This is a genomic window from Polaromonas sp. P1_F1 (genome assembly GCF_056405795.1).
Window position 1 is genome coordinate 912176 of sequence record NZ_JBFUBJ010000001.1, and the last position, 17240, is coordinate 929415.

General features: G+C 61.9%; 17 protein-coding genes. 12 read left to right on the plus strand and 5 right to left on the minus strand.

Annotated elements, in window-relative coordinates; translation table 11 throughout:
- The first annotated feature begins 63 nt into the window (after positions 1–63).
- Both AC1DZE_RS04380 and AC1DZE_RS04385 read left to right on the plus strand, forming a co-directional pair.
- A complete protein-coding gene (locus AC1DZE_RS04380) occupies positions 64–855 on the plus strand; it encodes an alpha/beta hydrolase (protein ID WP_477699827.1) in 792 nt (263 codons plus the stop codon).
- Positions 856–1127: 272 nt separating this feature from the next.
- Positions 1128–1940: a siderophore-interacting protein gene (locus tag AC1DZE_RS04385; RefSeq protein WP_477674481.1), complete on the plus strand. Its 813-nt coding sequence runs from the start codon at positions 1128–1130 to the stop codon at positions 1938–1940.
- 229 nt (positions 1941–2169) lie between these two features.
- Here the strand turns inward: AC1DZE_RS04385 and AC1DZE_RS04390 are convergent, their stop codons facing one another.
- The 3 genes from AC1DZE_RS04390 to pcaH form a co-directional block, all read right to left on the minus strand.
- Positions 2170–2553: a VOC family protein gene (locus tag AC1DZE_RS04390; protein WP_477699828.1), complete on the minus strand. Its 384-nt coding sequence runs from the start codon at positions 2551–2553 to the stop codon at positions 2170–2172.
- Positions 2554–2775: 222 nt separating this feature from the next.
- Entirely contained in the window at positions 2776–3372 is a 597-nt protein-coding gene (gene pcaG / locus AC1DZE_RS04395; protein WP_477668617.1) for a protocatechuate 3,4-dioxygenase subunit alpha, read from the minus strand.
- 19 nt (positions 3373–3391) lie between these two features.
- Positions 3392–4105, minus strand: coding sequence for a protocatechuate 3,4-dioxygenase subunit beta (gene pcaH / locus AC1DZE_RS04400; protein WP_477673707.1), 714 nt, complete (start codon positions 4103–4105; stop codon positions 3392–3394).
- Between the two features lie 147 nt (positions 4106–4252).
- Between pcaH and pcaQ the strand changes: the two genes are divergently transcribed.
- The gene (pcaQ, locus tag AC1DZE_RS04405; protein WP_477673708.1) at positions 4253–5209 is read left to right on the plus strand and encodes a pca operon transcription factor PcaQ; all 957 of its coding nucleotides are present in this window, start codon (positions 4253–4255) and stop codon (positions 5207–5209) included.
- A gap of 4 nt (positions 5210–5213) precedes the next feature.
- On the opposite strand, the gene AC1DZE_RS04410 is transcribed toward pcaQ, so the two are convergent.
- Positions 5214–6143 (minus strand): class I SAM-dependent methyltransferase, encoded by a 930-nt coding sequence (locus AC1DZE_RS04410; protein ID WP_477699829.1) that lies wholly within the window; start codon positions 6141–6143, stop codon positions 5214–5216.
- A 126-nt stretch (positions 6144–6269) separates the two neighbouring features.
- Between AC1DZE_RS04410 and AC1DZE_RS04415 the strand changes: the two genes are divergently transcribed.
- From AC1DZE_RS04415 to AC1DZE_RS04430, 4 genes are all read left to right on the plus strand, one after another.
- A complete protein-coding gene (locus AC1DZE_RS04415; RefSeq protein ID WP_477672472.1) occupies positions 6270–6728 on the plus strand; it encodes a MarR family winged helix-turn-helix transcriptional regulator in 459 nt (152 codons plus the stop codon).
- A gap of 67 nt (positions 6729–6795) precedes the next feature.
- A complete protein-coding gene (locus tag AC1DZE_RS04420; protein WP_477647553.1) occupies positions 6796–7212 on the plus strand; it encodes an organic hydroperoxide resistance protein in 417 nt (138 codons plus the stop codon).
- 291 nt (positions 7213–7503) lie between these two features.
- Positions 7504–8610 carry a DUF2855 family protein gene (locus AC1DZE_RS04425; RefSeq protein WP_477672473.1) on the plus strand — a complete coding sequence of 369 codons (1107 nt, stop codon included), beginning with the start codon at positions 7504–7506 and terminating at the stop codon, positions 8608–8610.
- Positions 8611–8753: 143 nt separating this feature from the next.
- The gene (locus AC1DZE_RS04430; protein WP_477672474.1) at positions 8754–9827 is read left to right on the plus strand and encodes a serine/threonine protein kinase; all 1074 of its coding nucleotides are present in this window, start codon (positions 8754–8756) and stop codon (positions 9825–9827) included.
- A gap of 164 nt (positions 9828–9991) precedes the next feature.
- Here the strand turns inward: AC1DZE_RS04430 and htpG are convergent, their stop codons facing one another.
- Positions 9992–11881, minus strand: coding sequence for a molecular chaperone HtpG (gene htpG / locus AC1DZE_RS04435; RefSeq protein WP_477699874.1), 1890 nt, complete (start codon positions 11879–11881; stop codon positions 9992–9994).
- Between the two features lie 270 nt (positions 11882–12151).
- On the opposite strand from htpG, the gene AC1DZE_RS04440 reads away from it, so the two are divergent.
- From AC1DZE_RS04440 to AC1DZE_RS04460, 5 genes are read left to right on the plus strand one after another with little or no spacing between them, the layout of a single operon-like run.
- Positions 12152–12604, plus strand: coding sequence for a spore coat protein U domain-containing protein (locus AC1DZE_RS04440; RefSeq protein ID WP_477672479.1), 453 nt, complete (start codon positions 12152–12154; stop codon positions 12602–12604).
- Between the two features lie 47 nt (positions 12605–12651).
- Entirely contained in the window at positions 12652–13206 is a 555-nt protein-coding gene (locus tag AC1DZE_RS04445; RefSeq protein WP_477699830.1) for a hypothetical protein, read from the plus strand.
- A gap of 2 nt (positions 13207–13208) precedes the next feature.
- On the plus strand, positions 13209–13940 hold the full coding sequence (locus AC1DZE_RS04450) for a fimbrial biogenesis chaperone (protein WP_477672476.1): 732 nt from the start codon (positions 13209–13211) through the stop codon (positions 13938–13940).
- 17 nt (positions 13941–13957) lie between these two features.
- On the plus strand, positions 13958–16348 hold the full coding sequence (locus AC1DZE_RS04455; RefSeq protein WP_477699831.1) for a fimbria/pilus outer membrane usher protein: 2391 nt from the start codon (positions 13958–13960) through the stop codon (positions 16346–16348).
- Positions 16345–17211, plus strand: a complete 867-nt coding sequence (locus tag AC1DZE_RS04460; protein ID WP_477673018.1) for a spore coat protein U domain-containing protein — start codon at positions 16345–16347, stop codon at positions 17209–17211. Before AC1DZE_RS04455 ends, AC1DZE_RS04460 begins: the two co-directional genes overlap by 4 nt.
- Positions 17212–17240 lie beyond the last annotated feature (29 nt).

A 17240-nucleotide genomic window follows, 5' to 3' on the forward strand; every position in this document is an offset into this window, starting at 1 on the left:
CTGTAGAGCTGGCTTGGGCACAAGAGCTTCAAATACCTTATACATATGGAGGGGCGCGCAGCCGTGAATACATTCACCAAGTTTCTGGCAGCCATGGTGCTGCTGATGTGCCTGAGCGTTCAGGCTGACACGGGCGCCATCGGTGTGGTCGTCATGCACGGGAAAGGCGGATCCCCTTCCAGGCTGGTGTCTGATTTGGCCTCCTCGCTTCAGGGACGCGGTTTTCAGGTCGAAAACATCGAAATGCCCTGGTCTGCGCGAAGGGGCTATGACGTCAACGTGGCAACTGCCGAAGCCGAAGTTGAATCCGCGATCAGCCGCCTTCGGACAAAAGGTGTCAACAAGGTATTTGTTGCAGGCCACAGCCAGGGCGGAATATTCGCTCTTTATTTCGGGAGCAAATACAAGGTGGACGGCGTGGTCGCCATCGCGCCTGGCGGCAACGTTGGAAGCACTTTATTTCGCGAGAAGCTCGCAGAGGCGTTGTCCCTGGCTCGCAAGAACCTTGACGAGGGCAAGGGTGCGGAGAAAGTTCAGTTGTCAGATTACGAAGGCAGCAAAGGTGTCTACCCCGTGGTCACAACGCCAGCCAGCTATCTGACATGGTTTGAGCCTGAAGGTGCGATGAACCAGGTCAACGCCATGAAGGCATTCAAGGCCGAGACGCCCGTGCTTTACATCGCACCGGTCAATGACTACCCAGCGTTGGCGCGAGCCAATGGTCAACTGTTCGAACTCCTGCCGAAGCATCCACTGACCCAGCTCTATCAACCGGCGTCCAGTCACCTCAACGCACCGGCCTCGTCAGCCCAAGCCATCGGTGACTGGATGAGTACGGTCTCGGGCAACAAGTAACCCCATTGGTCCGCCCAGCCCTGGGCAGACCTTCGACTGCCCTTTGCGCCGGTTCTGGTCGCCCCTTGAGGCGCTTGCGGAGGTTGGCGCGCTGTCTTTCGGGCTATTGGCCACCCATGAGCTGCGGGCACCTCGCGCTGCGGGGCGATGAGCAGGACGCAAGCCACCGTCTTTCCCCCTTCAATCCACCAGCCCATTGCAATCAGATGATAATTATTCTCAATTAGAGTTTTAACCTTTGGGCAGCGCGATGCCTCGCCCTGAAAGACACCATGTCCACAATACCGCAGGCCACCGCCCCTTCTCCCGAGACCGCACCGCGCAAGCGCCGGCCGCCACGCCACGTGCAGGTCACTCGCGTGCAAACCCTGAGCCCGCTGATGCGCCGCATCACACTGCAAGGCGCGGAACTGGAAGGCTTTGAGGTGGCCGACCCGGCCTGCTACATGAAGCTGATTTTTCCCGAGCCGGGACAAACCGAGCCTGACCGTCCCTTGCCCGATGGCCCGCGGGCGAAGTCCATGCGCACTTACACGCCGCTGGCGGTGCGCAGCGATGTGCTGGAAGTCGATGTCGATTTTGTGCTGCACGGCGATGGCCCCGCATCCACCTGGGCGGCGCAGGCGCAGCCGGGCCAGGTGCTGTATTTGATGGGCCCAGGCCCGGGCTACAAAGTTCAGCTGGATGCGCCCGCGCATTTTTTGATCGGTGACGACAGCGCCTTGCCCGCGTTTGAAACCATTCTGGCCAGCTTGCCCGCGAGCGCGCAAGTTCAGGTGCTTGTCGAGGTGGTGGATGCAGCTGAAGAGCGCCCGCTGCAAAGCACCGCCAAAGTGAATGCCCAATGGGTCGCCCGTGGCGCCGACAACAACAAGGCCGGCCAGGCACTGGAAGCCGCGTTGCGCAAAGCCGGCGCACCCGCACCCGGCACGCGCATTTACCTGGCCTGCGAGGCGGCGGCCATGCGCCGACTACGCCAGTTGCTGATTGAAGAGCTGGGTGTGGAACGCAGCAGCATTATGGGCCGTGGCTACTGGAAGTTGGGGACCATCAACCACCCGGACCATGATTACGGCGAGGATTGAGCCCCACGCTCCCCCACTGCGTGTGGGTCGCTGCCCCCCCGAGGGGGCCGCCCGCCTGTGGCCCGGCAAAGCCGGTTCCACGGCTCATGCTGGGTTTAAGAGTTCAGTAGGCGTGATCAGCGTCGGGTATTTCGCAAGCGGGGGCCGAGGGTCCGGCTTCGCCGGCCCCAGGCGCCGCCCCCTTGAGGGGGGAACAGGCTACACGCAGTGAGCCTGGACGGGGGTGGATTCATCTTCGCGCATAACTTACCGTGAGCATCTCCCACTGGTGCCCCTCGGGCTCGTTCCAGTAAATGCCTTTGCCGCCAAGGTACGTGCTGACCTGCATGTCCATGGGGCCGCGCACCGAGCTGCGGTACTTGATTCCAGCCGCCTGGATGCGCCCCAGGATCGCATCGAACTCCTGCTCGCTCACGCGAAAGCAGAAATGCTCGACGGGAAAGTCTTCGTCGGTGTCGATGAAGTCCAGCGTCAGGCCTTCGTTGATGTAGACGGCGGAAAAGGGCCCAATCGTGGTTTCGGCCCATGGCACGCCGAGCAGCCCGGCCAAAAACCTGGCAGAAGCCACCTTGTCGCGCGCCGATACGATGAAGTGGTCCAGATGAATGGTCATGGCAGGCCTCTTGAAAGTGATGGCCTGTTTTATAGCGCGGGCGGGCTGCGCCTGTACACCGGCGCGCGTAACAACCTTCATGGCGGCATTGCCGCCATGGTCGCACGGCTGTAGCCTTCAGGGCATTTTTATAAGAAATGTGGCTGCAGACCAATAGGGACGAGCGCAATCAGCTATCTAATTAGTAGCAATCAAGGCCGGCCGCTCAACCCCGGTCCACGCTCACAGGTCGAAGAACACTGTTTCCTTGCCGGCGGCGCTGTCCTGCATGCGGATGTCGAATCGGTATACCGCTCCGGCCCCCGTCATGTCGCGTTGGGCAACCAGGGTGCTGCGCCGTTCGGCCGGCACGCTTGCCAGCACCGCGTCTTTGCTGTTCGCCCCCGCTTCATCATCAAAGTAGATGCGCGTGAACGTATGCACCAGCAGGCCGCGCATGGTGACGCAGACGTTGATGAACGGTGCTTGCCCCGCCACCGCACCGGGCTTGACGGTGAAGAACTCGTAATGGCTTTGCGCCAGGGTGCCGGTGCCGCAGCGGCCGAAGCCGGTGAAGCCGCGCGCTTCGGCATCGGCCACCGACGAGATGGGCTGCCCACTGCCGTCGGGCTGGGCAATCTCGACCATCGCGTCCATCACGGCATTGCCGGCGCCGTCAAACACCTGGCCGGTGATACGGATGTGCTCGCCCTTCGCAGTGGGCTGGGCCAGCACCGGCGTGAACAGGCTTTTGAGGTCGTAGCCGTATTGCGTGGGCGTAAGGCCGTAGGCAAAAAAGGGACCGACGGTTTGCGATGGAGTTTGTTTGAGTTGGCTCATGGTGTTGTCCTTCCGCCGCTTATTCAAAGCGCGTGGCTTTGGGGCCGCGCAGCACGATGTCGAACACATAGCCCAGCGCGTAGTCGGGCTGGGTCACGTCGAGGCTGAATTTCGAGACCATCAGCTCGCGCACGCTTTCGGGCGCGCCCATGTACATGGGGTCGTAACCCAGCAGCGGGTCGCCGGGGAAATACATCTGCGTGACCAGGCGGCTGGCGAAGTAGTCACCGAACAGCGAAAAATGAATATGCTGCGGACGCCAGGCATTGGGGTGGTTGCCCCAGGGGTAGGCACCGGGCTTGATGGTCTTGAAGCTGTAGTGGCCTTCGTTGTCGGTCATGCAGCGGCCGGCGCCCAGAAAGTTCGGGTCCAGCGGCGCGTCGTGCTGGTCGACCTTGTGCACGTAGCGGCCGGCCGCGTTGGCCTGCCAGACTTCCACCAGCGTGTTGCGCACGGGGCGGCCGTCTTCGTCGAGCACACGGCCGGTGACGATGATGCGTTCACCCAGCGGGTCGCCGTTCATCACGGCATTTTTGGTCAGGTCGTTGTCGAGCGGGCCCAGTTGTTCGGCGCCATAGACAGGCGCGTTGAGCTGTGCGAGCGCTTGCTTGATAGGCACCAGCGGCTGCTTGGGGCCGCGCAGCAAGGTGGATTTGTAGCCCGGATAAATATGGGGCGAATGGCTGGTCCAGTCGCGTGGGGCCAGAAAGCTGTTGTTCAGGTCGGGTTTCATCGATGTCTCCAGAGGTCGAAAGAGGTTGGCGCCTTTTTAGCAGGCGCTTTTCGGGTTTTTCGTGCTGAGTCGACTTTAATCGGCCGAAACAGTTATGTATATTGACATTTTCTCGACTTATCCATAACCAGATGGTCAAATCGGAGCATGGTCGATGAACGCATCAAATACCGGCACCTGCAGTGCTTTCTGGCGGTGGCACAGCATGGCAGCCTGCAAAAGGCAGCCGACGTGCTCGCCATCACGCAGCCCGCCGTATCCAAAACCCTGAAAGAGCTCGAGGGCCTGCTGGCGGTGCGGCTGTTTGAGCGCGGGCGCAAAGGCGCCGTGCCCACACGCGAGGGCGAGGCCTTTTTGCGGCATGCCGGCGCCAGCGTAAGCGCGCTGCGTGAAGCGGTCGCCAGCGTCGCGCAGACACGGCGGCAGGGCAGCGCGGTGATTGCCATCGGTGTGCTGCCGACGGTGGCACCGTGGCTGATGCCCTTGCTGCTGGCGCGGCAAGAGGCTCAGTCCGGGCCGGATGCGCACACCAGCCTGCGCATCCAGACCGGCTCCAACCCCGAACTGCTGGCCAGCCTGCGCCAGCGCGAACTGGACCTGGTGATTGGACGTTTTGCCGAGCCGGCCCATATGTTGGGGCTGACGTTTGAGCACCTGTACGCCGACCCCTTGGTATTGGCAGTGCGCCCCGGCCACCCCCTGCTGGCGCAGGCCGGGCGCAAGGCCGATCCGCTGGCCGGCTTGCAGGCCTTCCCCGCGATACTGCCCACGCAGGGCACGGCCATACGCCATACCGCCGACAGCTTTTTCCTCACGCGCGGCCTGCCGCCGCCTATGCGCCTGGTCGAAACGCTGTCGGTGTCCATCGCACGCGGCTATGCGCTGCAAAGCGATGCGGCCTGGCTTGCGCCGCTGGGGGCTGTGCGGCCGGACCTGGAGAGCGGCACGCTGGTGCGCCTGCCCGTCAGCATGGCGGGCACCGAAGAGCTGGTGGGGTTGACGCTGCGTGCCGACATGGCGCCCACCGAGGCACAGCACCAGCTGATTGCCACCATTCGCGTGCTGGCGGCAGAACGCCGCAGCGAAGCGCCGGCCCTGCTTTAGGCTTCTAGGCCGGCTCGGCCTGCACCGCAAAGCGGGCCGTCAGTTCACCCAGACCCAGCTCTTCAAGCACCTCGCGCAAACGCGCTTGGGCGGCACGGGTTTTACCGGCCTGGGGTTGCTCGGGCTTGCTGGCCAGGATGAGTTCGTTCTTCATCGAATGCTCCCAGCCCACAAGCTCAGTCACCGTGACCTGGTAGCCGTTGGCTTCGAGCTGCAGGCAGCGCAACACATTGGTGATCTGGCTGCCGAATTCACGCGTGTGCAGCGGGTGCCGCCAGAGTTCAGCCAGCGGCGTGCGAGACAGTGACAGCGCACGGCTTTTCTTCAGCACACCGGCCACTTCAGCCTGGCAGCACGGCACCAGCACCATATGGCGGGCGTTTTTGGCCAGCCCGAATGCAATGGCGTCATCGGTGGCCGTGTCGCAGGCATGCAGGGCGGTGACGATGTCCACGGTGGGCGGGAGTTCAGCCGAAGTGGTGGCCTCCTGCACCGATAGGTTCAGGAACGACATGCGCGCAAAACCCAGCCGCTGGGCCAGCACGCGTGACTTTTCAACCAGCTCGGCGCGGGTTTCGATGCCGTACACATGGCCTGCGGTTTTTTCACCGCGGTGCGCGACATTAAAAAACAGGTCGTACAGGATGAAGCCCAGGTAGGACTTGCCTGCGCCGTGGTCGGCCAGGGTGAAGTCTTCCTTTTCTGCCGCGACCTCATTGAGCAGGGGCTCGATGAACTGGTACAGGTGGTAGACCTGCTTGAGCTTGCGCCGCGTGTCCTGGTTGAGCTTGCCCTCGCGCGTGAGGATGTGCAGCTCCTTGAGCAGCTCGATCGACTGGCCGGGGCGAAGTTCTTCGATGACTTGCGGAACGGGCGCGGGCTTTCCACTGCCTTTGGGCGGTTTTGCGGCGCGCGCGGTACTGGGAGTTTGCATGGCCTCAAGTTTAGTGGCGCGCCCCCGGTACAGGCGGCCCCGGTACAAAGCCCCTGAAAAGCTCCCGTGGAACATTCAGAAACAATTAACTTGCACACAATTCAATTGCTCGCTATAATTCAACCCATGCCCAACAAAACCGACTCCGCCAATGCCACTGACGCCATGCTGCAGCTGGACAACCAGCTGTGTTTTGCGCTGTACTCCACCTCTTTGGCCATGACCAAGCTGTACAAGCCCATGCTCGAGGAGATGGGCCTCACCTATCCGCAATACCTCGCAATGCTGGTGCTGTGGGAGCAGGACGGCCTCACGGTGTCCGAGCTTGGTGAACGGCTTTACCTTGACTCGGGCACGCTGACGCCGCTGCTCAAGCGCATGGAATCGGCCGGGCTGCTTTCACGCATCCGCGCAGTGGAAGATGAGCGCCGCGTTCACATCACGCTGACGGCGGCCGGCCGCAAGCTCAAGGCCAGGGCCGCAAAGATTCCGGGCTGCATCCTGAGCGCCACCCAGTGCTCGATTCCCGAGCTGGTGTCGCTGACGCAGCAGGTGCAGTCGTTTCGCAACCGCCTCACCGGCTGATTTCTTTCACCATTTCACTGAATTTTTAACCCGCCCCGATCCGGGGTATTTTCCAAAGGAAGCCACCATGACCACACTCGAAAAAGTTCTCTACACCGCCCACGCCCACACCACCGGCGGCCGTGACGGCAAGTCCAAGACCGACGACGGCCGCCTGGACGTCACGCTGAGCTCGCCCGGCACCGCCGGAACCGGCACCAACCCCGAGCAGCTCTTCGCAGCCGGCTACGCAGCCTGCTTCATCGGCGCGATGAAGGCTGTCGGCGGCATGAAGAAAATCGACGTGCCAGCAGACGTTTCCATCGACTCCAGCGTTGACCTCGGCAAGATCCCGAACGGCTACGGCATCGCCGTGCGCCTGGACATCACCCTGCCCGGCATGGACCGCGCCGCAGCACAAGCGCTGGTGGATGCAGCGCACCAGGTTTGCCCTTACTCGAACGCAACGCGCGGCAATATTGACGTGACCATTACCCTGAAGTAATAGAGCCCCCACGGTCGCTCACTGCGTGTAGCTCCCTGCCCCCCGAGGGGGCCGCCCGCCTGCGGTCTGGCAAAGCCAGTCCCGCGGCTCGTGCTGGCATGAAGAGTTCAGCGCGTAAACAGCGCGGGGTATTTCACCAGCAGGGGCCGCGGAACCGGCTTCGCCGGGCCGCAGGCGCCGCCCCCTCGAGGGGGGAACAGGCTACACGCAGTGAGCCTGGACGGGGGTGGTTGTCACCTACGCGGCCCGCCGGTGTTGAACCGGCGGGCCGTTTCATTTAGGGTGCTGTGCATGAACGACACCGCCCTCACAACCTCCTTTCAGGTCCGGAAAGATGACCTTGCCCAAACTCGCTGGCACACCGATCCGCATTTGCCGCTCACGACCGGCCAGGTGCGGCTGCGCATCGACTCATTTGCGCTGACCTCCAACAACATCACGTACGCGGCCTTTGGCGAGGCGATGAACTACTGGCAGTTTTTCCCGACCGGGGAAGACGGCTGGGGCTGCATCCCGGTCTGGGGGTTTGCCACGGTGGCGGAGTCGCAATGCGAGGGCGTAGCCGTGGGGGAGAAGTTTTACGGCTACTACCCCATGGCCGGCGAGCTGGTGCTGCAGCCGGCCCGCGTGACACCTGCAGGCTTCTTTGACGGCGCCGCGCGCCGGCGGGCCCTGCCGGTGGCCTACAACCAGTACATGCGCTGCAGCGCGGACCCGTTTTATGACGCGGCTACCGAAGACATGCAGTCGCTCTTGCGCCCGCTGTTCATTACCTCCTTCCTGATTGATGACTTCCTGGCGGACAACGACTTTTTCGACGCCACCTCCATGTTGCTGTCCAGCGCCTCCAGCAAAACGGCGTATGGCACAGCCTTTCAGCTGGCAAAGCGGCCGGGTATTGAGGTGATAGGCCTCACGTCGCCAGGCAACGTCGCTTTTTGTGAAAGCCTGGGGTGCTATAGCCGTGTGGCGACCTATGACCAGCTCGACGCGATTGCCGCCGACACGGCTTGCGTGTACGTCGACTTCGCGGGCAGCGCCAGCCTGCGCCAGCGCATTCACAGCCGCTTTGGCCAGCTTCGCTACAACTGCTCGATAGGCGGCACGCACGTGGACGACCTGGCCGCCAAAGGCAGCACCAAGGACTTGCCTGGTCCCCGGCCCATACTGTTCTTTGCACCTTCGCAAGTTAAAAAGCGCATCACCGACTGGGGGGAGGACGGCTTTGGAAAGCAGCTGGTGCGCGCCTGGCGGGATTTCACGCGGCAAGTGACGGGTGCCAAAACACCCTGGCTCATCGCCCAGCGGCACGCCGGACAGGTTGCGGTGCAAGCGGCCTACCAGGAAGTGCTGGCCGGCAAGGGAGACCCGCGCACCGGCCATATCCTGCAGCCCTGAATCATCCTGCCTCACCGGCAGTTGCTATGATTTTTATAGCTTCTCGCGCAGTTTGGTATTAGGTTGCCGGCCTTTTCATCCGAGAAACAGGCGTTTACAAGCCCTTGCTGGCAGCGCACCGTCATCTGCGCCGACAATCAGGCATGACAGAAAAACACAAGGCTCCGGCGCACGCAACGCTGCACGCGTACGAGACATTGACACCCGACGTGGTGCTCGATGCGCTGGCCAGCGTCGGTTTACTGGGCGACGGCCGCCTGATGGCGCTTTCAAGCTACGAGAACCGGGTTTACCAGATCCATCTTGAGAGCCCCGTGGGCGACGCAGACCTGGCGGGCGATGTCGTGGTGGCCAAGTTTTACCGGCCGGACCGCTGGACCGATGAACAGATTGCCGAAGAACACGCCTTCGCCGCCGAGCTGATGGCCGCCGAGATACCGGTGGTGGGCGCGCTTGTGCTGGAAGGCCGCACGGTGCACCACTTCAAGGGCTTCAGCTTCAGCGTGTCGCCCAGCCGCGGTGGGCGGCGGCCCGAGCTGGACAACCTGGAAGTGCTGGAATGGATAGGCCGTTTCCTGGCGCGCATCCACACCGTCGGCAGCGCCAAACCGTTTGCGCACCGGCCGGCCCTGAACCTGCAGACCTTTGGTTATGCCTCGCGTGACATTCTGCTGGCGGGCGGCAACCATGGCGCCCAAGGTTCCCACGGCTACATCCCGCTGGACATGGAGTCTCGCTGGCGCAAGGCGTTTGATGAAGCCATGCTGGTGGCGCAAACCGTATTTGAAAGCGTGGGCGACGTGAAAAACCTGCGCCTGCACGGTGACTGCCACCCCGGCAATATTTTGTGGACGCCCGAAGGCCTGCCGCTGGCCGGCCCGCATTTTGTCGACCTGGACGATGCGCGCACCGGGCCGGCGGTGCAGGATTTGTGGATGCTGGTGTCGGGCGACCGCGCGCAATGCACCCGACAGCTGGGTGCGCTGGTGGACGGCTACGAAGAGTTCCGCGAATTCGACCGGCGCGAGCTCGCGCTGATCGAGCCGCTGCGCACGCTGCGCCTGGTGCACTACAGCGCCTGGCTGGCACAGCGTTGGCATGACCCGATCTTCCCGATCAATTTCCCCTGGTTCGGCTCCAGCGACTACTGGAAAAGCCAGGTCGATATGCTGGAAGAGCAAACCGAGGCCATGCAGGATCCGCCGCTGGTGTGCTGAGCAGCTGCCAGCCCGCGCCAGACAGTCGGCCACGGCCATGCTGTCGCTATGAATTTAATAGCTGGCCACGCACACTCCTAAAGGGCCAGAGGCCGAATTGGCTCACAAAAAAGCCTCTCCGGGCCTTTCTGGGGTCTGGTATTCGCCAAATCGGCGCGCGGCGCCTACACCAGCAGCGCGTTCACCCGCCGCACATAGGCGGCCGGGTCTTCAGGCATGCCGCCTTCGGCCAGCAAGGCCTGGTCAAACAGGATGTGGGCCAGGTCGTCAAAATGCGCGCCTTCCACACCAGCCTCAAGCTTTTTGACCAGCGGGTGCTGGGCATTGACTTCCAGGATGGGCTTGGACTCGGGCACGGCCTGGCCGGCCTGCTTGAGCATGCGGGCCAGCTGGGTCGACATGTCGCCGTCCTGCACCACAAGGCAGGCAGGTGAATCGACAAGACGGGAGGTGGCGCGCACGTCCTTGGCTTTGTCTTTCAGCGCTTCTTTCAGCTTGTCGAGGATGGGCTTGAACTGTGTCTGCGCCTCTTCGGCGGCCTTCTTCTCGTCTTCGTCCTGCAGCTTGCCCAGGTCTACCGCCCCCTTGGCGACCGACTGCAGCGGCGTGCCGTCAAAGTCGTGCAGGTAATTGAGCGCCCACTCGTCCACGCGGTCGGCCATCAACAGCACTTCGATGCCTTTCTTGCGGAAGATTTCGAGCTGGGGGCTGTTCTTTGCCGCGGCCAGTGTGTCGGCGGTGATGTAGTAAATCGCGTCCTGGCCTTCCTTCATGCGGGCTTTGTAGTCGGCAAAGCCCACGCTGACGGTATCCGTCGTTGAGCTGGCAAAGCGCAGCAGCTTGGCCAGTCGCTCGCGGTTGGCAAAGTCTTCGCCCAGGCCCTCTTTGAGCACGGCGCCGAACTCGCCATAAAAAGCCTTGAACTTGTCGGCGTCATTGGCGGCCAGGTCTTCAATCATCGACAGCACGCGCTTGGTGCAGCCTTCGCGGATTGCCTTGACGGCGCGGCTTTCCTGCAGCAATTCGCGCGAGACATTGAGCGGCAGGTCGGACGAGTCCACCACGCCCTTGACGAAGCGCAAGTAGGTCGGCATCAGCGCCTGGGCGTCGTCCATGATGAAGACGCGCTTGACGTAGAGCTTGACGCCCGCGGCCTTGTCGCGGTTGAACATGTCCATCGGCGCCTTGGCCGGGATGAACAGCAGCTGCGTGTATTCGGTGGCGCCTTCCACGCGGTTGTGCGTGGTGGCCAGTGGCGCTTCGCTGTCGTAGCTGATCTGCTTGTAGAACTCGTCGTACTGGTCTTGCGTGATGTCTTTTTTGGCGCGCGTCCACAGCGCCGCGGCCTGGTTGACGGTTTCCCATTCGCCGGTCACCACCATCTCGCCGGGCTGGTCGTTTTCGCCTTCCTTCCATGCTTCTTTCTGCATCAGGATGGGCAGCGAAATGTGGTCGGAGTATTTGTTGATGATGCCTTTGAGTTTCCAGGCGTTCAGGTAGTCGAGCGATTCCTCCTTGAGGTGCAGGATGATGCTGCTTCCGCGCTCGGCACGTTCGAGCTCGCTGACTTCAAACTCGCCAGTGCCGTCGCTGCTCCAGCGCACACCCTGGTTTGCCGGAAGGCCGGCGCGGCGGCTTTCCACTGCGATGCGGTCGGCCACGATAAAGCCCGAATAAAACCCGACGCCGAACTGGCCGATCAGTTGCGCGTCATTCTTCTGGTCGCCCGAGAGTTTGGCCATGAAGTCGCGCGTGCCGCTCTTGGCAATCGTGCCGAGGTTGTCGATGGCTTCCTGCTGCGACAAGCCGATGCCGTTGTCGGTAATGGTCAGCGTCCCGGCCGCCTTGTCAAAGCTCACTTTCACCTTGAGCTCGGGATCACTTTCATACAGCGACGCATCGTTCAACGCTTCGAAGCGCAGCTTGTCGCAGGCATCCGACGCGTTGGAAACCAGCTCGCGCAAAAAGATGTCCGGGTTCGAATACAGGGAGTGCGTGACCAGCTTGAGCAGCTGCGCAACTTCGGCTTGAAAAGACAGGGTTTGTTTCTGCATGGTTTGGGGCATGGTTGTTTCAGGTTTGTTACTGATTCACTGGATCCGGAAAGAAGAAGCCGTTTCAGACGGCAGTATTTACGCTTGTTACCAGTAAGTCTTTTGGCTCTATTTATGAATAAATCCAATAATTTCAACGGTTTGTCGTGACAAATTCCCCACTAGAGTGCGCTGTTACAGATACAAATGAACCGATTTCAGAAATATCTAGTTACAGTCCACTTCACCGAATCCTTGTTTCCATTTTCGCTTCCTCAACCGGAGATTTTCATGAACAAACTGCTCTCACTGATTGCCTTGGCTCTCGTCAGCATTGCAACCCTGCCTGTTCAGGCAGCGACCGCCACTGGAACGTTTGATGTCACCATCAACCTGACCAGCTCCTGCAAATACGTCAAGACCTCGGACGTCGTGTTCAACTACACCTCGTTCCAGGTTGCCGCCCAAGCACAAACCACCGCCGGCGGTTTCACGATCCAGTGTACAAAAACACTGCCTTACACCCTGGCACTCGACTCCACCTCGGTGACCGATGACGCTGTTGACCTTGCCTACACCCTGGCACTGAGCGCAGCCGGCGGCACTGGCAACGGCAACACGCAGGCCTATAGCGTGACCGGCTCGATGATCGCTGGCCAGGCCGGCAAGTGCGCAACCGCCGGCGGCGCTTGCTCAAACACCGCAGCCACCAACAAGACCCGTACCCTGACCATCACGTACTAATCGAGCAAGTACCAACGTACTGGTCAGACCTTGAGGTCAGCTCCGTCATGACAACACCGATGCGTCCGCTTGCAAAGCTGGCTCTCGGTGTGTCCCTGTTTCTGACGGGCGTTTGCGCCTTTTCCGGAACGGACAGCGGCCAGTTCACCGTCCAGATCAACCTGACCGGTGTCAACAACGCCTGCACAAGCGCCTCGGGCTCCGGTGCCGGTGGCGCCTCGGTGCAGGTTACTTGCAACTCGAACGTCTTCGTCAACATCGCGCAGGTCCGCACCCTCGGGGACGCCCGCTTCATGCCCGGCTACCGGCCCACACGGGATTCACTGCTGCCCGACTACTGCCGCAACGAGTTGTCGCGCAATGACCCGGGCGCCCGCTATACCTGCCGGCTGGAGGACCAGCGCCAGGTCGCCACGGCTGGTGAGGAGTCGGACGACGGCTGGGAAATCGAAAGCCGGCGCTACGCCCTTGACACAGAAGCCGCAGCGATTGAAAAACAGGCCCGTTTGCGGCTTCAGGATGATCGCGGTACCGTGACAGCACTGCATCTCGCCCACGCCGGCAACTATGCTAGATCGGTTGAGATGCTGGTATCCTTCTAAGGATGAACGTCTCACAGCGCCGACGCAAGCTTGTCACCTACGCCTTCCTGCTAAGCCTGCTGGGGCCTTGGGCGGCAGCTACGGCTGGCGTTTTTTCGGTGACACCGGTGCGGCTTTACATGACCCCGCGCGATCGCGCGATTGCAGTCACACTGACCAACGAAGCAGACACCGAAGTCGTGCTGCAGGCCGACATCAACACCTGGAGCCAGAAACCGGACGGCACTGACGAACTCGTGCTGACCGAAGACATGATCCTGGCACCCCCCATCATCAAGCTGGCGCCCAAGGCCAGGCAAGTGGTACGCCTGGCCATGCTGAAACCTGCGGATGCAAGCCGGCAACTAACTTATCGCATGATCATTCGCGAAGTGCCAGAAGCCTTGCCTGCGTCTGGCATCCAGGTTCCCATCGCGCTGGCCTTGAGCATGCCGGTGTTCATCACACCCCCCGCGGCCAAACGTCAGGTTAGTTGCACCAACCAGCTGGCAGATGCCAAAACTCTCAACCTGCAGTGCAGCAATACCGGCACGGCCTATGCCCAGATACGGGAGGCGACCGTCATGCGGGGCACGCAAGCCCTGGCCCGATTTGAGGGTGGCAGTTACATCCTGCCCGGCGCCCGTAAAACTGTCGGGCTTAAGGCAGAGCAGACCCTTACAAAAGGTGACGCCCAACTGGTGGTGACCTTTGACGATGGACAAAGCCTCACGACCAGCATCACGCTGCCTTGATTTGGCACCCGATTTCAATGAGGCGCTGGTGGACTTTACGAAAACACCCCGTAGCGATAGGCATTGCAGGCCTTTGTTACGGCCTGCTGGCACACGCCCAGACACCCGCCTCCTCTAATGCACCGCCAGCGGCCCGGTCTGCCAATGACCGGCTCCTTCCACTGGAAGTCTTCATCAACAGCACCAAGGGCGGCGTCTGGACCCTGCTTGAGCGCAACGGCATCCTTTATGCGCCCGAAGATGCCTTTGAAGAGTGGCGGTTGAACCACCGGCCCAGCGCGCAGGACGTTGATTTCCAGGGCCAAAAGTGGTTTCCGCTGTCGGCCATTCCGGGATTCGAGGCGCGGCTGAATTTCGCCGACCAGTCAGTCGACCTGGTGTTTTCGCCGGCGGCCTTCAACGCCGTGCGCCTGACGCAGGAATCGGCCATGCGCCCCCCGCTGTCGCCGTCGATCCCCGCAGCATTTGCAAATTACGACCTGAACTACATCACCACCCGCAACCGCATCGCCGGTAGCTCCACGGACGCGAAGGACTTGGGCGCCCTGACCGAATTCGGCGTGTCGGGGGAGCTGGGGCTGTTGACCAGCAGCTACGTGGGTCGCAACCTCATCAGCCAGGACCCGACGCTCAAGGCCTCATGGCGTCGGCTTGAAACCACCTACACCCGGAATTTCCTGGACAGCAACAGCTCCCTGCGACTGGGTGACAGCAGCACGCGCACCGGCATTTCGGGACGCCAAGTGTATTTCGGCGGCATACAGTTCAGCAAAAACTTCTCGCTGCAACCTGGCTTTGTCACCCAGCCCATTCCCACCGTGACCGGCCTGTCGGCGGCGCCCAGCACCGTTGAGCTCTATGTCAACGACGCATTGCGGCAAACTTCCAAGGTCCCATCCGGCCCCTTCAGCATCGACAACTTTCCCGCACTGACCGGGGCCGGGGAAGCCCGAGTGGTGGTACGCGACATCCTGGGCCGGGAAACCGTCATCACCCAGTCTTTTTTCAGCAATGCCAACCTGCTGGAAGAAAACCTCAGCGACTGGAGCTTTGAGCTGGGGGCCGTACGCCGCGACCTCGGGATTGAGAACGCCGATTATGGGGATCGTTTCGTTTCAGGCCTCTGGCGCCAAGGCCTGAGCAAAAGCCTTACGGTCGAAGCCAACGGCGAATGGTCGAAGTCTCTGATGCGTGCCGGCGCCGGCGCCAGCTATGAGCTGCCTTTCCAGATGCTGGGACAGACGGCGTTTTCGGCCAGCCGCAGCGACGCGGCGGGCCAGGGCACCAACTGGATGGTCGGGGTCGAGCGCAGCGGACTGCGGCACGGCGTGTCACTCAGCGCGGAAGGCGCATCGCGCGGCTACCGGCAAATCGGTATTGATACGCCATCGCCCCGCCTGCAAACCACCGCCAGTTACAGCTACAGCAGCGACAACTTCGGCGCCTTCAACGTGAGTTACGCCGGCTTTGACAACTACGACCTCGGAAAGCTCAACACCCTCAGTGTGAATTACACCCTGCGCCTCGGTCAACGCGCAGCCCTGACTTTGAGCGCCACCCGCCTCAGCGGCATCAGCTCGGGGACTTCGGTGGGCGCCACCCTGATCGTGCCGCTTGAAAATCGGGTCACCATCGCCGCAGGTGTCACTACCCGCAGTGGAAGCACCGAAGGATATGTAAACGCCAGCCGAGCAGTGAGTGCCGAAACCGGCTGGGGCTGGCGAACGGCGCTGGGCTCCCGTGCGGACGGCCGCTATGCGGAAGGCGGCGCTTATTACCAGGGCACCAAAGGCCTGTTTTCGGCTGATGTCAGCAATGGGGAGAGCCAGCAAAACCTGCGCCTGGGCCTGATCGGAGGCATGGTAGCGGCCGAAGGCCAAGTCTTCGCCACGCGCCGCGTACAGGAAAGCTTTGCCATTGTGGAAGTGCCGGGTTACGCCAATGTGGGTGTGGGCTTTCAGGGCAGCACACTGACCCGAACCAATTCAGACGGTGTTGCGCTGCTGCCGCGCCTGCTACCGTTCCAGCGCAACAGCGTACGCCTGGATCCGAGCGAGCTGCCGATCAGCGCCGAACTCGACTCCATCGAGCTCGAAGCCGTGCCGGCGCTTCGGGGTGCGGTCAAGATCGCGTTTCCCGTCCGCTCAGGACGGGGCGCCTTGATTCGTATTGAGCTGGACGATGGCGAGCCGGCGCCCTCAGGTGCAGAGGTTGAGCTGATCGGCGACAAGAAAGAGTTTTTTACCGCTCGCCGCGGCGAGGCCTTTGTCACCGGCCTGCAGGCCCAGAACCGCCTGCGCCTGAAATGGAATGGGGCTAGCTGCACATTTGCGGTGGAGTTGCCGCCCGGCAACCTGGAAGACATTGCCCGGGTGGGTCCAGTGCGGTGCAGCGGAGTCAAGCGATGATTGACACCAAACCCTGGCGCCTCGCCGCTGCGGCATGCCTGACTCTTCTGGGCGCGGCGCCGGCCTGGGCCGCGCTGATCTGCAACGCCACAGCGACACCCGTACAGACGGTGTACTTTGAGAACGACCCGAATCCCACCGATGGCGCGTGGACCGTGACGATCAACTGCACGCGCGGCCCCACAGATTCAGCCAGCTCAGACTACACCTTGCAGGCCGATAACGGCTTCAACCCCACCGGCAACACCAACCAGGCGGTCAACGGCAACGGCCAGACCAACCGCATCGCTTACGAGCTTTACAGGACGGCACCAGGCAACGGCGCATGGGGCGGAACCGCGGCCACGGACTTCGCCGGAACGGTCAACTTCGGTGGTGCCCTGACGGCCAGTGCCACCCATGTCTTCTACAGCCGCATTGCGGCCGGGCTCAACAAGAGCGCCAAACTCTTCACCGACACCGTGACCATGCGCCTGCGCTATGACAATGGCCCCGGCAACGTGGACGTCTTCCCCACATTCCCCGTGAGCATCAACAACCAGTCCGTCTGCCTGCTCAGCACGCCGCCGGGCAACATCCAGTTCAACTACGCATCTTTTCAGCTCGCCGCGGCCACAGCCAGCACAGCCTATGCCGTGCGCTGCACCATCGGCGAAACCTACACCATGGCGCTGGACGCGACGGCAGGAGCCCTGCTCACGCTCAATTACAACCTGGCTTTAAGCAATCCCGCAGGCCAGACCGGTACGGGTTTTCCGCAGAATTTCACGATCAACGGCACCATCCCGGGGGGCCAATCCGGCACCTGCGCCACGGGCACGTGCACCAGCACGCAGATGCGGACGCTGACCATTACTTACTGACGTCCATCTTGTTTCCGCCAGCGTGATTT